Source organism: Psychroserpens burtonensis DSM 12212, from assembly GCF_000425305.1.
GTDB lineage: Bacteria > Bacteroidota > Bacteroidia > Flavobacteriales > Flavobacteriaceae > Psychroserpens > Psychroserpens burtonensis.
Genome location: NZ_KE384346.1, coordinates 60,919 through 74,657, shown reverse-complemented (window position 1 = coordinate 74,657; position 13,739 = coordinate 60,919). Strand labels below are relative to the sequence as shown.

General features: G+C 34.3%; 14 protein-coding genes. 6 read left to right on the top strand and 8 right to left on the bottom strand.

All coding sequences use genetic code 11. The features are described from left to right. Positions 1 to 10: 10 nt before the first annotated feature. From H593_RS0115810 to H593_RS0115800, 3 genes are read right to left on the bottom strand one after another with little or no spacing between them, the layout of a single operon-like run. Positions 11 to 1,357 carry a histidine kinase gene (locus H593_RS0115810; protein WP_028873306.1) on the bottom strand — a complete coding sequence of 449 codons (1,347 nt, stop codon included), beginning with the start codon at positions 1,355 to 1,357 and terminating at the stop codon, positions 11 to 13. A 7-nt stretch (positions 1,358 to 1,364) separates the two neighbouring features. Beyond that, positions 1,365 to 1,988, bottom strand: a complete 624-nt coding sequence (locus tag H593_RS0115805) for a tetratricopeptide repeat protein (protein WP_028873305.1) — start codon at positions 1,986 to 1,988, stop codon at positions 1,365 to 1,367. A gap of 4 nt (positions 1,989 to 1,992) precedes the next feature. Further along, positions 1,993 to 2,415 (bottom strand): DUF2141 domain-containing protein, encoded by a 423-nt coding sequence (locus tag H593_RS0115800; protein WP_028873304.1) that lies wholly within the window; start codon positions 2,413 to 2,415, stop codon positions 1,993 to 1,995. Between the two features lie 197 nt (positions 2,416 to 2,612). On the opposite strand from H593_RS0115800, the gene H593_RS0115795 reads away from it, so the two are divergent. Further along, positions 2,613 to 4,406 carry a serine hydrolase gene (locus H593_RS0115795; RefSeq protein WP_028873303.1) on the top strand — a complete coding sequence of 598 codons (1,794 nt, stop codon included), beginning with the start codon at positions 2,613 to 2,615 and terminating at the stop codon, positions 4,404 to 4,406. 838 nt (positions 4,407 to 5,244) lie between these two features. On the opposite strand, the gene H593_RS0115790 is transcribed toward H593_RS0115795, so the two are convergent. Next, on the bottom strand, positions 5,245 to 6,177 hold the full coding sequence (locus tag H593_RS0115790; protein WP_028873302.1) for a peptidylprolyl isomerase: 933 nt from the start codon (positions 6,175 to 6,177) through the stop codon (positions 5,245 to 5,247). Between the two features lie 101 nt (positions 6,178 to 6,278). Between H593_RS0115790 and H593_RS0115785 the strand changes: the two genes are divergently transcribed. Further along, the gene (locus H593_RS0115785) at positions 6,279 to 6,731 is read left to right on the top strand and encodes a hypothetical protein (RefSeq protein WP_147231710.1); all 453 of its coding nucleotides are present in this window, start codon (positions 6,279 to 6,281) and stop codon (positions 6,729 to 6,731) included. 119 nt (positions 6,732 to 6,850) lie between these two features. On the opposite strand, the gene H593_RS0115780 is transcribed toward H593_RS0115785, so the two are convergent. Continuing rightward, complete coding sequence (locus tag H593_RS0115780; RefSeq protein WP_028873300.1) at positions 6,851 to 9,052, bottom strand: ATP-dependent DNA helicase RecQ; 2,202 nt, start codon at positions 9,050 to 9,052, stop codon at positions 6,851 to 6,853. Positions 9,053 to 9,137: 85 nt separating this feature from the next. Between H593_RS0115780 and H593_RS0115775 the strand changes: the two genes are divergently transcribed. The 4 genes from H593_RS0115775 (at position 9,138) to lptB (ending at position 12,200) form a co-directional block, all read left to right on the top strand. After that, a complete protein-coding gene (locus H593_RS0115775; RefSeq protein WP_028873299.1) occupies positions 9,138 to 10,103 on the top strand; it encodes a KpsF/GutQ family sugar-phosphate isomerase in 966 nt (321 codons plus the stop codon). After that, entirely contained in the window at positions 10,103 to 10,933 is an 831-nt protein-coding gene (tatC, locus tag H593_RS0115770) for a twin-arginine translocase subunit TatC (RefSeq protein WP_028873298.1), read from the top strand. Before H593_RS0115775 ends, tatC begins: the two co-directional genes overlap by 1 nt. After that, entirely contained in the window at positions 10,926 to 11,285 is a 360-nt protein-coding gene (locus H593_RS0115765) for a carboxymuconolactone decarboxylase family protein (RefSeq protein ID WP_028873297.1), read from the top strand. The genes tatC and H593_RS0115765 overlap by 8 nt, the downstream gene beginning before the upstream one ends. Before the next feature lie 132 nt (positions 11,286 to 11,417). After that, positions 11,418 to 12,200 carry an LPS export ABC transporter ATP-binding protein gene (gene lptB / locus H593_RS19525; protein ID WP_051229782.1) on the top strand — a complete coding sequence of 261 codons (783 nt, stop codon included), beginning with the start codon at positions 11,418 to 11,420 and terminating at the stop codon, positions 12,198 to 12,200. Between the two features lie 19 nt (positions 12,201 to 12,219). Here the strand turns inward: lptB and H593_RS0115755 are convergent, their stop codons facing one another. The 3 genes from H593_RS0115755 to H593_RS20875 all read right to left on the bottom strand — a co-directional run bounded on the left by H593_RS0115755 (position 12,220) and on the right by H593_RS20875 (position 13,599). Beyond that, positions 12,220 to 12,399 (bottom strand): hypothetical protein, encoded by a 180-nt coding sequence (locus H593_RS0115755; RefSeq protein WP_157588913.1) that lies wholly within the window; start codon positions 12,397 to 12,399, stop codon positions 12,220 to 12,222. A gap of 264 nt (positions 12,400 to 12,663) precedes the next feature. Next, positions 12,664 to 12,825, bottom strand: coding sequence for a hypothetical protein (locus tag H593_RS20880; RefSeq protein WP_157588911.1), 162 nt, complete (start codon positions 12,823 to 12,825; stop codon positions 12,664 to 12,666). A 636-nt stretch (positions 12,826 to 13,461) separates the two neighbouring features. Further along, positions 13,462 to 13,599 carry a hypothetical protein gene (locus H593_RS20875; protein ID WP_157588909.1) on the bottom strand — a complete coding sequence of 46 codons (138 nt, stop codon included), beginning with the start codon at positions 13,597 to 13,599 and terminating at the stop codon, positions 13,462 to 13,464. Positions 13,600 to 13,739 lie beyond the last annotated feature (140 nt).

Below are 13,739 nucleotides of genomic sequence, written 5' to 3'. Positions count from 1 at the left end.
TTCAGTTTTTTTAATTCCAACGTTGCTCATCTTCTTCACGCATAAGTTTTTCAATTTTACGTTTTTCCCAACCGTTACCTAACACGCCGTCATTGACGTACACTTTGTAGGCATGAAATGCTAATCCTATTCCCCAACCAAACATTGGAAACCAAAACCATTGGATCGTATTTGGTGTGTAACGAAGCCAAATAAAGAATAAAAAGGGGATGACGATACAATAAGAAATTAAACTATAATAAAATTCTTTCATCTCTTCAACACGCTTACGTGCTCTTACATATCTGTCGTCGTATTGTGTTTGTGGCTCTATTGATCTCATGATGGTTACTTGTTTGGTAAGCATTGGTATTGCGACTGCAAAACGGGTTGCTTGTTGATTGATTGATACGGTTTTGTTTGATAATAATTGATACCGTTGCTTGATGTTTTCTAATCCAACGCCACTACTCTTTTTTACAATTTGTTTTGGCTGAAGGTTATTCTCAACAATGAGCATCCCTTCTTTTTCATAAATTTTAATGTGCAAGGGCTTACTGCTTGTTACCATATTATGCTTTACCGCGTTCTCTAATAATAACTGAAGAGATAATGGTACTACTTTACTCTCTGGATTGGTAGCATGATCTGGAATTTCAAAAATAATACTATCCTCAAAACGCATTTTTAAAAGCGACATATACGTCCTAGCAAAGTTCAATTCCTCATCTACAGGTATTAAGTCTTTATTCTTTTGTTCTAAAACGTATCGATATACTTTTGATAAAGACGTTGTGAACTTTTGAGCATTTTTTGGATTCTCTTCTATTAAACTTGTTAGTACATTTAAACTATTGAATAAAAAATGTGGATCTAACTGATTTTTTAAGGCATCAAACGTCGCATTTGCGGCACCTGCAATGACTTTTTGTTCTTTGATTTTATTCTTTTGATAACGATTATAAAAGTATATGACGTGAAATACTGAAATTATCGTTAGCGTGATCCATAAACCGAAAGAATAACCTTGCCAAGAATCATACGCTAAAAACTCTTCAAAAGTATATCCTCTATACAACATTGCTTGCCCAACTCTGATAAGAAATAATCCAATTAGCGTGATAATGATAGCGCCAATGACTCCAACCATGAGACGTTTAATGGTATCACCTTTTTTCCAACTGCGACGCTCCATATAATCAAAGAATGTCATATTAGAATAACCTAGAATAAAAGAATACAGTTGATAAAACCCAAAATCAATTAAAAAATCATTGATTGTTTTAAAATTAAACCCTCCTGATAGAGCCTTTCCTACAACAAATACGATGCATCCAATGATGACAGTAATAATGATTTTTCTTAATGTTTTTGTCATAATTGATTTATTCTTTACATGATTTAGCACCTTGCTCAGCACGATCTTTTCCCCAAGTTGGGTATAAGCTGCTTTCTGGTTTAAAGTTAGTAAAAAGTTTAATAGATTTTTCTATCGCATCACAATATGGTGTTGTATCCTGTCCAAAATATTTAGCGCTATTCATTGCCCATTCTGCTTTACAATACATAACTCTTGGATTATTTGGTGATAGCTTTTCTGCTTTGCTATATAGTTCGGTTATTTTTCCTGAGTATTTCATTCCGTAGGTCATCCCATCAAACGCAACCCAATTAGTTAAAACTTGTGCTTGCATAACTAGAATTTCAGGATTCTCTTTACTTAATGAAATAGCGCTATTTAAATGTTCTTGAGCTTTTCCTAACTGTGCTTTCAATATATTATCATCTTTAATATTCCAGCTTTTTATACTATTTATTTGTGCTATATAATAATGAGGAAGCCACTCTTTAGATTCAGCATTAGAAATACGCTCAAACATATTCTCTGCTTCATCTATTTTTTGATCTTGCCAAAGTGCAAAAGCCTTTTCCATTCCTTTTTCGTAATTGGTTTGTGCAGATGTAAAACCTGATACTAAAATAATTGTGATGAGTATTAATTTTTGCATGATATTACAGTGTTATAGTTTGTGTTATTGATTTATCATTTACTTCAAATTTTGCGTCTTCCCATTTTGGCGGACCCATAAATCCTTTTGCATTATTTGAACAACCATAGTCTTCAATTGGAATACCAAGAAAATTAGTATCCATTTTATTGTTGTCATTCTTATCATGAAACATCGAGATCGCATAAATACCTTTTGGGATATTTTTAAATGTAACGTCACAGCTCTTCTCTGTTATTTTAACCACAGTTGATTTTAATCCTTTATTTAAAAAGGCCTCCTGAGAGTCGTAGATTTCAACATATACTTTTCCTTGGTTACTCTCAAGATTATTAATTTTTACTATAATATCGTATCCAGATACTGTTTGCGCATTTAGTAATTGACTAAATAAAAACAGAATAAAAAACTTAACTAAGGTTCCCATAATTTTTTGTTTTAGGCTGAAACTGTTACAGCTTGATTGATGAGACAAATATCTAATAGACATCGTCATTTAAAAAAAAGGAATGACCGAACTGTGATTTTTTTAAGATGAGTTGTAAAATAAATGAAGAATTGAGTAACTTAACAAGCTCCAAAGCTACCAATACAGTATCTATTCTAACGTAAATAATCAATACAATGAAAAAATTAATTTTACTCACATTGGGTTTCTTTGTCATTTTCTCAATTAATGCACAAGACAAACGACTTAAAAATATAGAAAAAGATTTGAACAAAATTCTTGAAGCAACCAATACAGCAGGTTTTGCTGTTGCAGTTGTTGAAGGCGATAAAGTCATTTATGCCCAAGGTTTTGGCTATAGAGACTTTGAAAATAAAGTCCCTGTAGATGCCAATACCTTATTTGCTATTGGCTCCTGTACAAAAGCATTCACAGCTGCTGTACTAGGTAAATTAAGAGCTGATGATAAATTATCCTTTAATGACAACCCAAGAATGTATATTCCAGAATTAGAGTTTTACAATAATGATATGAATAATAATATTATTATTAAGGATCTTATGAGACATAGCACAGGACTTCCGAGACACGATGGTTCTTGGTATGTGTTTCCGTCACACGACAAAGACAGTTTAATTAGTCGCATCAAATATCAAGAGCCGTTTACAGGAATTAGACAGAAATGGTATTATAATAACTTTATGTTCTTGGTGCAAGGCGTAATTGCAGAGCGCATATCTGGTAAAAGTTGGGAAGATAACATTCGAGAGCATTTCTTAAAACCATTAGAGATGTCAAGAACCAATGTGAGTATTGGAGAAATGAAATCAGCAAGTAATGCCTCTCTAGGTTATGAAGTAAAAAATGATAGCATTGTAAAAACAGATTATTATGATATCGCAGCAATGTCGCCTGCAGGAAGTATTAACAGTAGTGTTAATGATATGAGTAAATGGCTCATTACATGGGTTAACAATGGAAAATATAACGATAAAGAAATAATCCCAGAGCGTTATTTAAGCGAAGCTTTAAGCTCTCAAATGGTCATTGATGCTGCTCTACCAGACGAGGATTTACCAGACATGCATTTTGCTAATTATGGTTATGGTTGGGCGTTGTCCTCATATCGAGGAAACTACAGAGTAGAACATGGTGGCGCTATTAACGGTTTTAGAGCGAGTACTGCATTTTACCCAGCTAAAAAAATAGGTATTGTCGTTCTTGTTAATACAGATGGATCTGCAGCTACAGGACTTGTAAGAAATACAATTGCAGATCGCTTAATTGGAGGAGAAACTACCAATTGGTTACAGCGTTATACAGATGCTCAAGAAAAGGCAAAGGAAGCTGAAAAATCTACAGAAGACACCAAAGAAACATCAACTGTAAAAAACACTAAACCCTCTCACATCTCTTTAGATTATTCGGGTAGTTATTCAAATAAAGGATATGGTACATTTAAAATTGAATTAGTAAATGACTCCCTGTTCACCGAACTCAATAAAGAAAAAGCGTACTTAAATCACGTACATTATGACACCTTTGAATTAATATCTGTAGTCGAGAATAAAGTAGATACTACAGAATATGGAGAAGGTCTTAAAGTACATTTTGTGACTAATGTCGCCGGTGATATTTCAGATGTCGATATTCAACTTGAACCAATGTTAAGCGCTATTAAATTTGACCGCACTCCAAATACTATTGACGTAGAAACAAAAACACTAGAGATGTATACTGGAGAATACGACATTGCCGGGACAGAAATCAAAGTTTATATTAAAAAAGAGGTGCTCTATATATTTGTCAACGGCCAGCCAGAATATGAACAAATCCCTACCGCTAAACATAAATTCTCATTTAAAACTTTAGAAGGTTATAAAATCGAATTTTTAGAATCTGAAGATGGTACAATAGGTGAAATAAAAATGATTCAACCCAATGGTACGTTTGTAGCAAAACGAAAATAACATGACATACTCAAAAAAGCACTCTAATAATTGAGTGCTTTTTTTTTAGTCTTTAACTTCAAATACTCGTTTAGTACTGCATAAAAATTCATATTATAAATTAGGAGTATCAAGTGTTTTTAAACAAAACCTACAGGATTAAAAAAGTAATGATAGGCATAAGCGTCATTATTGCGTGTATTTCAGCACTTTATGACAGCTTACATCTCTTCGAAAAATCACATACAACGCGCAATCTTGCCGAGTATTTAATATCGATAATATCGAGTTGAGAACTGGCGTAAATAGTCCAGAAGTTATGTCCATAGATTGTCCATGTAAAGACAACAAAAAAGTATCAAAATTTATAATTGACAGACAGCTAGTGGATCTAAATGATTATATCTCTAGAAACGACTTTACGCTTATCGATGATTTATATATTACAGAAAATAACAATAGAAACTCAAGGTACAAGGTTGTTTCGATACAAAAACTGCTGAGTTAACTGTGAATCTGACCTATAACTAGGATTAAATTTAACATTAAAGTATAAAAAAAGCACCAATTGTATTGGTGCTTTTTTTATTTATAATCAGAATTTGAACGATGTTCAAACGCTATAATATGATTCCTTTTTAAGGATGCTCTGACCGGTTCGGTATAAGCAATTCACTCAAGTTTTGCGATGAGCAATACTTGGCTCTTTAAAATTCCCAAGCAAGTTCGGGATAAGCGATGGTCTCACAATTAACGTCGTGAACTCGATAGCTGTAAAATGGTTCGCTGAGATCCCGAAATAAATTCGGGATTAGCGATTCACTCAAATTCTTCGAAAAAGAAGAATTTGGTTCACTGCTTACTTTACGTCCATCAATTCCACATCAAATACTAAAGTAGCATCTGGTGGAATTACACCTCCTGCTCCTGCTGAACCATAACCTAAATCACTAGGAATTACCAAACGAGCTTTATCTCCAACATTTAATAAACAAATGCCTTCATCCCAACCTGCGATGACTTGCCCTACTCCTACTTGAAAGTCTAATGGTGCATTTCTTTTGTATGATGAATCAAACACAGTACCATCTGCTAATTGACCTTTATAGTGTACGGATACCGTTTTACCTTTTTCGGCAGCTTTACCAGTTCCCTTTTGGATGATTTGATAACGTAATCCACTTTTAGTCTCTTCAAAACCAGCTGATAATTTATCTAATTCTGCACTGGCAGCATCGCGCTCTGCTACAACTCTTTTCTCTCTTGAACCTTCAAAAGTTCTAAAAGCCTCTACAGCATTAAAGTTTTCTGCATTAGATCCTACTCTAATAATTTCTAAAGAATCAATAGCATCTCCTTGAGCGATAGCGTCTACAACATCTTGTCCTGTGATCACTTTTCCGAAGACTGTATGGTTATTATCTAACCAAGGTGTTTCGATGTGAGTGATAAAAAACTGACTTCCATTTGTTCCTGGACCAGCATTTGCCATAGACAATATACCTGGTGCATCATGTTTTAAATCAGGATGAAATTCATCATCAAACTTATAACCTGGATTTCCCGTACCTGTACTTTGTGGGCAACCACCTTGTACCATAAAATCTGGAATTACTCTGTGAAACTTGAGTCCATCGTAATAAGGAGTCCCTTGAGGCTTCACTTCATTTTCTAAATTCCCTTCAGCTAAAGCCACGAAATTACCTACTGTTCCTGGTGTTTTCTGAAATTCTAAAGCGACTAAAATCTCGCCTTTTGTCGTATTAAATTTTGCGTATAAACCGTCTTGCATGGTATTAATTTTTGTTTAAGTTGCAAAGATATGAAACTAAGTGAGAAGCACAATTTGGAATTGCTTACAATTACTTTAGCTTTGTAAAAAATATGGACTATATGAGTTTTATTACAAAATTAAAATCTGCCTTCGGAAATTCTAATGCTAGCAAAACAGTAGCGACCCAAGATACTACTGATGCTATTATGAAAGATGTTGATAATAAGCCTTTTGCTATTTCTGACCAGAACGTATTATATGCTGGCTTAAACGAACTTGGAGGCTATTTCTGTTTTCAAACCGTTATTGTTGGTACACTTGAAGTGAAAACTAAAAAAGGTGCCCAGCTTACCATTGTTGGAAAAGATTTAAATCTCGTATTAAAATCAGAATCTGTTGAATTTGAAACGGAAGCAACAGCCTTAAAAGGTAGAATGGTTACAAAAATAGACTTTCAAATTGATGAAAAGAATGCTGGTAAAATTGACCCCCTTAAAATTGATGAATTAACGTTGAATTGCAAGAAGCATGAGATTGTATTTACAGCGATAGCACATGATCAAAAGCAATAAGATGATTTGTTCTTATTGAATTGTTGCACAAAGTTTCGGTGGGAACCACTACGACAAATAGAACATTATGTCTAAAATTAAATTTATGTTAGCTCTTCCAAATACTGAAAACTCCTATATTAATTCGCCACCTCACTAATAAACTTTATACGATACAAGCGTAATTCTTCATCGTCATAATCACCATCAAACTCTTCAATTGCGTCGTCTATTTTATCAGTTTCAGATTCCATAAAGTAGTCATGAATCTCTTCTTGCTGATCTTCATCTAAAATATCATCTATCCAGTAATTGATATTAAGTTTGGTTCCTGAAAACACAATAGCTTCCATTTCTTTTATAAAATCTGACATTGTCATACCTTTACTAGATGAAATATCTGTAAGTGGTAACTTTCTATCTACATTTTGAATGATGTATAATTTTATTGCAGAATTTGAGCCCGTACTTTTAACTACAAAGTCGTCTGGTCTTTCAATCTGATTATCTTCAACATACTGAGAAATTAATAAGACAAAATCTTCGCCATATTTTTTAGCTTTCCCGTCTCCTACGCCATGAACATGGCTTAACTCCTCTAAAGTCATAGGGTATTTTAGAGCCATATCTTCTAATGATGGATCTTGAAAAATTACAAATGGTGGCACACCTAAAGATTTTGCATTTCGCTTACGTAACTCTTTAAGCATTTTCATTAAATTTTCATCAGCAACTCCTCCCGCACCTTTGGCAGCCGTAACAATACCGTCGTCTAAGCCTTCGTCAAAGACGTGATCTTCAGTCATCATAAAGGATTGAGGTGATTTTATATAATCATGACCCTCAATAGAAATTCTTAAAACACCATACGTTTCTATATCCTTTTTAAGAAAACCAGCAACGAGTACTTGACGAATTAATGCCATCCAGTAACGTTTATTATGATGTTTTCCTATTCCGAAGAAAGGTTGAGCATCTGTTTTATGCGACGAAATAAGTGCATTTGTTTCACCAATTAAAACCTGTACCAAATCTTTAGATTTATACTTTTCATTAGTTATTTTAACAGTTTCTAATACGATAACAGCGTCACTTTTAGCTTCATTTTGTTTTTTAGGATAACGTATATTATCATCCATATCTCCTCCGTCTCCAGTTTCATTATCAAATTCTTCACCAAAGTAGTGAAGAATAAACTTACGTCTAGACACAGATGTTTCTGCAAATGCAACAACTTCTTGAAGCAAAGCATGACCAATTTCTTGTTCTGCTACAGGTTTTCCAGACATGAATTTCTCTAATTTCTCAATGTCTTTATAGGCGTAATAGGCTAAACAATGACCTTCACCTCCATCACGACCTGCACGACCCGTTTCTTGATAATAACTTTCTATACTTTTTGGAATATCGTGATGAATTACAAAACGAACATCTGGCTTATCAATCCCCATTCCAAAGGCAATGGTGGCAACAACCACATCACAATCTTCCATCAAAAACATGTCTTGATGTTTAACTCTAGTTTTAGGGTCTAATCCAGCATGATATGGGACTGCTTTTACGCCATTAACCTGTAAAACTTGTGCTAATTCTTCAACACGCTTTCTACTTAAACAATAAACAATACCAGATTTCCCATCATTCTTTTTAACAAAACGAATAATATCTGCATCTACAGTTTTAGTTTTTGGTCGGATTTCGTAATATAAATTGGGTCTATTAAAAGAGGCCTTAAAAGTAGTCGCATTTTGTATATCGAGACTCTTTAAAATATCTTCTTGAACTTTTGGTGTTGCGGTAGCAGTTAATCCTATAATTGGAATATTATCACCAATTCGTTTGATAATATGTCGAAGGTTTCTGTATTCTGGTCTAAAGTCGTGTCCCCATTCACTTATACAATGGGCTTCATCTACTGCCATAAATGAAATTGTGACAGAACGTAAAAACTCAACATGCTCTTCCTTTGTCAATGACTCTGGCGCCACATATAATAATTTAGTGACTCCGTTTACAATATCTTCTTTTACCTGCTTAACCTCAGTTTTATTGAGCGAAGAATTAAGAACATGCGCAACCCCATCATGATCTGAGATGCCTCGAATAGCATCCACCTGATTTTTCATTAATGCAATAAGTGGTGACACTATAATTGCTGTACCTTCCGTTATTAGTGCTGGAAGCTGGTAACACAACGATTTTCCGCCTCCTGTTGGCATAATAACAAATACATCCTCACGTGCAACAACACTTCTAATCACGCTTTCTTGAAGCCCTTTAAACTTAGAAAAACCAAAGTGTTGCTTGAGTGCAGAATGTATATCAATTTCTTTTGTACTCATTAATCCCTATTAGTATTTTTGATACATTTGCATAACCTAAAGATAACAATTTCTTTATACCCATCGAACTCAAAAAAAAATAATTTTGAACACTATACAATCTATCCTTAAAACCGCAAGAAAGACTATAGATTTAGAGCGTGATGCCATAGCAAATTTAAGTCATTTATTAACAAATGACTTCGCTAATGCTGTGTCTTTAATTTATAACTCTAAAGGGCGTGTTATTATTACCGGAATTGGGAAAAGTGCCATTATAGCTAATAAAATTGTAGCTACTTTAAATTCTACAGGGACACCTTCTGTATTTATGCACGCTGCAGACGCCATTCATGGTGACTTAGGATTAATATTAGATGATGATGTTGTGATTTGTATTTCTAAAAGCGGAAATACGCCAGAAATTAAAGTGTTGGTCCCTTTTATTAAAAATGCTAAAAACAAGTTGATCGCTATAACTGGCAACGAAAAGTCCTTCTTAGCACAACAAGCAGATTTTATTTTGAATGCCTATGTCGAGCAAGAAGCCTGCCCTAATAATTTAGCGCCAACCACAAGTACAACTGCTCAATTAGTGCTTGGTGATGCTTTGGCAGTTTGCTTATTAGAATTACGCGGATTTTCTAGTAAAGATTTTGCAAAATACCATCCAGGAGGTGCTTTAGGCAAACGTTTGTATTTACGTGTTAGTGATTTATCATCTGTAAATGAAAAACCACGAGTAGAACTCAATACATCTGCAAAAAATGTAATTATAGAAATTTCAGAAAAAATGCTAGGCGTTACTGCTGTTGTAGATAACAATAAAATTGCTGGAATTGTTACTGATGGAGATTTAAGACGCATGCTTACAAAAAGCGATGCGTTTATTCATCTAACTGCGAAAGATATTATGAGTAGTAATCCAAAGCGAATTGATGAAAATGCTATGGCAGTTGATGCTAAGGAACTCATGGAAAAATACGGCATTTCGCAGTTACTCGTTGAAAAAGACGGTGAATATGCAGGAGTTATTCATATTCATGATTTAATAAAAGAAGGTCTTATATAATGGCACACACAAACACCAAAGAGATGTCATTTTTAGATCATCTCGAAGACTTAAGATGGCATTTAATTAGGATTACCTTTTCTGTACTTATTTGCGCAACAGTCGCTTTTATTTTTAGTGGCTTCATATTTGAGCATATCATATTTGCTCCAAAACGGATGGATTTCCCAACCTACAAATGGCTATGTCAAGCCTCACAATTCATAGGCATTAATGACACAACGTTTTGCGCTACAGAGTTTCCTTTTAAAATTCAAAGCCGACAAATGGCTGGGCAATTTTCCGCAGATATATGGACCTCTATTTTTGCTGGTTTCATATTAGCGTTCCCTTATGTAATTTATCAATTTTGGAGTTTTATAAGTCCAGGAATGCACAATAAAGAACGTAAACATTCACGAGGGTTTATTTTAATAACCTCGTTTCTATTTTTCCTTGGCATTTTATTTGGCTATTACATTGTCACACCACTCTCTATAAATTTCTTAGCTAATTATAGTATTAGTCCAGAAGTGTCTAATGAATTTGATATTAGCTCCTACATTTCAACGGTTCGCTCCTCGTGTCTTGCAGCTGGATTTGTATTTGAGTTACCCATTATCATATATTTCCTAACTAAAATAGGATTGGTAACGCCTCAAATAATGAGGAAGTACCGAAAATTCGCATTGGTAATTGTATTAATTATCTCTGCAATAATTACACCTCCAGATTTAGCGAGTCAAGTAATTGTAGCCATTCCAATATTAATTTTATACCAAGTAAGTATTTACATATCAAAAGTTGTTGTTAAAAACCAAAATAAAAAAGAAAGAAAAACCCATGTCTGATATCGTTAATGATTTTAATGCCTACCGTTCTAAAATGAACGACGCCATTCTTCAAGATAATAACAAAATTATCAAGCGTATCTTTAATCTAGATACCAATGCCTTTACTGAAGGTGCTTTAGATAAAAAAACAAAAGAACTCCTTGGATTAGTTGCTTCAACGGTTTTGCGTTGTGATGACTGTGTGAAATATCATCTAGAGTCTAGCCATAAAGCAGGCTTAAATAAAGAAGAGGTTGTTGAAGCTTTAAGTATCGCCACTTTGGTTGGTGGTACTATTGTGATTCCGCATTTGCGTAAAGCTTATGAATATTGGGATGCACTTGAAATAAATTCCAAAATAAAATCCTAAATCCCAAATTCTAAAAATTAAAAAAGAATTCGTGTTGATACGATGATTCCTTGACATAATGAGCGTTAAACTTATAACAAAGTAAATAACCCTCAATTTGAATTTGCTATTTTAGCTATTATTACCTCATTTATGAAAACACTAAGAGCCGAGAATTTAATGAAGTCCTATAACGGACGAAAAGTAGTGAAAGATGTTTCTCTTGAAGTTAAACAGGGAGAAATCGTCGGATTACTGGGTCCTAATGGCGCTGGTAAAACGACGTCTTTTTATATGATTGTTGGGCTCATAAAACCAAATGGTGGAAACATATTTTTAGAAGGTAATAATATTACCAATTTCCCAATGTATAAGCGTGCTCAAAACGGCATTGGATATTTAGCCCAAGAAGCTTCTGTATTTAGAAAACTGAGTATTGAAGATAATATTTTGAGTGTCCTTCAAATGACTAAACTTAGTAAGAAAGAACAACAAGCTAAAATGGAATCGTTGATTGATGAGTTTAGTTTAGAACATATTCGTAAAAGCAGAGGTGATTTATTATCTGGAGGCGAACGTCGTCGTACTGAAATTGCTCGTGCACTCGCTACAGATCCAGATTTCATCTTATTAGATGAACCTTTTGCTGGTGTTGACCCCGTTGCTGTCGAGGATATCCAGCGTATTATCGCACAACTTACCAAAAAAAATATTGGTATTCTTATCACAGATCACAACGTACAAGAAACTTTAGCAATTACAGATAGAACCTATTTAATGTTTGAAGGTAGCATTCTAAAAGCGGGGAAGCCAGAAGACTTAGCCAGTGATGAAATGGTACGTAAAGTCTATTTAGGACAGAATTTTGAATTGCGTAAAAAGAAGTTGAATTTTGAAACGGCTCAAGAGGGTCAAAAACCAGAAGATGCGATCTAAAGGTTTAATAAAATAGCTACTATTGTTGCGTGCTTCCATAAATGGTCTTTTCATTTCGCCATTGTTGGTGTCTTATAATATAGCGTTGGTAAAAAACAGTAAACCTACCTACGCCATTTCGCCATTGTTGGTGTTTTCCACTTCGCCATTGTTGGTGTTTTCCACCAACAATCTGTATAAATCCATAAGCCTTAGCCATTGTTGGTGTTTTCCACCAACAATTCATCTAAAACAATAAACACTCGCCATTGTTGGTGTTTTCCACCAACAATACTCCTAAAACCAAAAAACCTCTCTATTATTAAATCTACTATTTCAAATCATAGTTAAAGCACAATTCAAAATGGTTGCCATTTTATTATATAGCGTTGGCGAAAAACACCAACACTGGTGGACTATTTGTTGGTGGAAAACACCAACAAAGGCCGGCTATTTGTTGGTGGAAAACACCAACAAAGGCAGACTAAGAGATCATTCGAAGTGCAGCCATTATACCATTGTTCTTATTTCTAATCAACAATTCATCTAATATATAAATAAACACTCGCCATTGTTGGTGTTTTTCACCAACAATCTGTATAAATCCATAAGCCTTAGCCATTGTTGGTGTTTTCCACTTCGCCATTGTTGGTGTTTTCCACCAACAATACTCCTAAAACCAAAAAACCTCTCTATTATTAAATCTACTATTTCAAATCATAGTTAAAGCACAATTCAAAATGGTTGCCATTTTATTATATAGCGTTGGCGAAAGTAAAACACCTACACTGACGAACTATTTGTTGGTGAAAAACACCAACAAAGGCAGACTAACAGATCATTCGAAGTGCAGCCATTATACCATTGTTCTTATTTCCAATCAACAATTCATCTAATATATAAATAAACACTCGCCATTGTTGGTGTTTTCCGCCAACAATTCATCTAAAACAATAAACCTGCGCCATTGTTGGTGTTTTTCACCAACAATCTATCTAAAACAATAAACCTGCGCCATTGTTGGTGTTTTCCACCAACAATACTCCTAAAACCAAAAACCTATGCCATTGTTGGTGTTTTCCACCAACAATACTCCTAAAACCAAAAAACCCGTCTATTATTAAATCTACTATTTCAAATCATAGTTAAACCATAACTCAAAATGGTGGCCATTTTATTATATAGCGTTGGTGAAAAACACCAACACTGGTGGACTATTTGTTGGTGAAAAACACCAACAAAGGCCGGCTATTTGTTGGTGAAAAACACCAACAAAGGCAGACTAACAGATCATTCGAAGTGCAGCCATTATGCCATTGTTCTTATTTCCAATCAACAATTTATCTAATATATAAATAAACACTCGCCATTGTTGGTGTTTTCCACCAACAATCTGTATAAATCCATAAGCCTTAGCCATTGTTGGTGTTTTCCACCAACAATACTCCTAAAACCAAAAACCTATGCCATTGTTGGTGTTTTCCACCAACAATTCATCTAAAACAGTAAACCAACCTGTGCCATCTTCGCCATTGTTCTTATTTTCAATCAACAATTCAT

Coding starts and splice junctions, on each gene's coding strand:
- H593_RS0115780 (WP_028873300.1), bottom strand. CDS start 9,052: ATGAGTACAAAAGAAATTGATATACATTCTGCACTCAAGCAACACTTT.
- H593_RS0115765 (WP_028873297.1), top strand. CDS start 10,926: ATGTCTGATATCGTTAATGATTTTAATGCCTACCGTTCTAAAATGAAC.
- H593_RS20875 (WP_157588909.1), bottom strand. CDS start 13,599: ATGGCTAAGGCTTATGGATTTATACAGATTGTTGGTGGAAAACACCAA.
- H593_RS20880 (WP_157588911.1), bottom strand. CDS start 12,825: ATGGCGAAGTGGAAAACACCAACAATGGCTAAGGCTTATGGATTTATA.
- H593_RS0115795 (WP_028873303.1), top strand. CDS start 2,613: ATGAAAAAATTAATTTTACTCACATTGGGTTTCTTTGTCATTTTCTCA.
- H593_RS0115810 (WP_028873306.1), bottom strand. CDS start 1,357: ATGACAAAAACATTAAGAAAAATCATTATTACTGTCATCATTGGATGC.
- lptB (WP_051229782.1), top strand. CDS start 11,418: ATGAAAACACTAAGAGCCGAGAATTTAATGAAGTCCTATAACGGACGA.
- tatC (WP_028873298.1), top strand. CDS start 10,103: ATGGCACACACAAACACCAAAGAGATGTCATTTTTAGATCATCTCGAA.
- H593_RS0115785 (WP_147231710.1), top strand. CDS start 6,279: ATGAGTTTTATTACAAAATTAAAATCTGCCTTCGGAAATTCTAATGCT.
- H593_RS0115805 (WP_028873305.1), bottom strand. CDS start 1,988: ATGCAAAAATTAATACTCATCACAATTATTTTAGTATCAGGTTTTACA.
- H593_RS0115790 (WP_028873302.1), bottom strand. CDS start 6,177: ATGCAAGACGGTTTATACGCAAAATTTAATACGACAAAAGGCGAGATT.
- H593_RS0115800 (WP_028873304.1), bottom strand. CDS start 2,415: ATGGGAACCTTAGTTAAGTTTTTTATTCTGTTTTTATTTAGTCAATTA.
- H593_RS0115755 (WP_157588913.1), bottom strand. CDS start 12,399: ATGGCTAAGGCTTATGGATTTATACAGATTGTTGGTGGAAAACACCAA.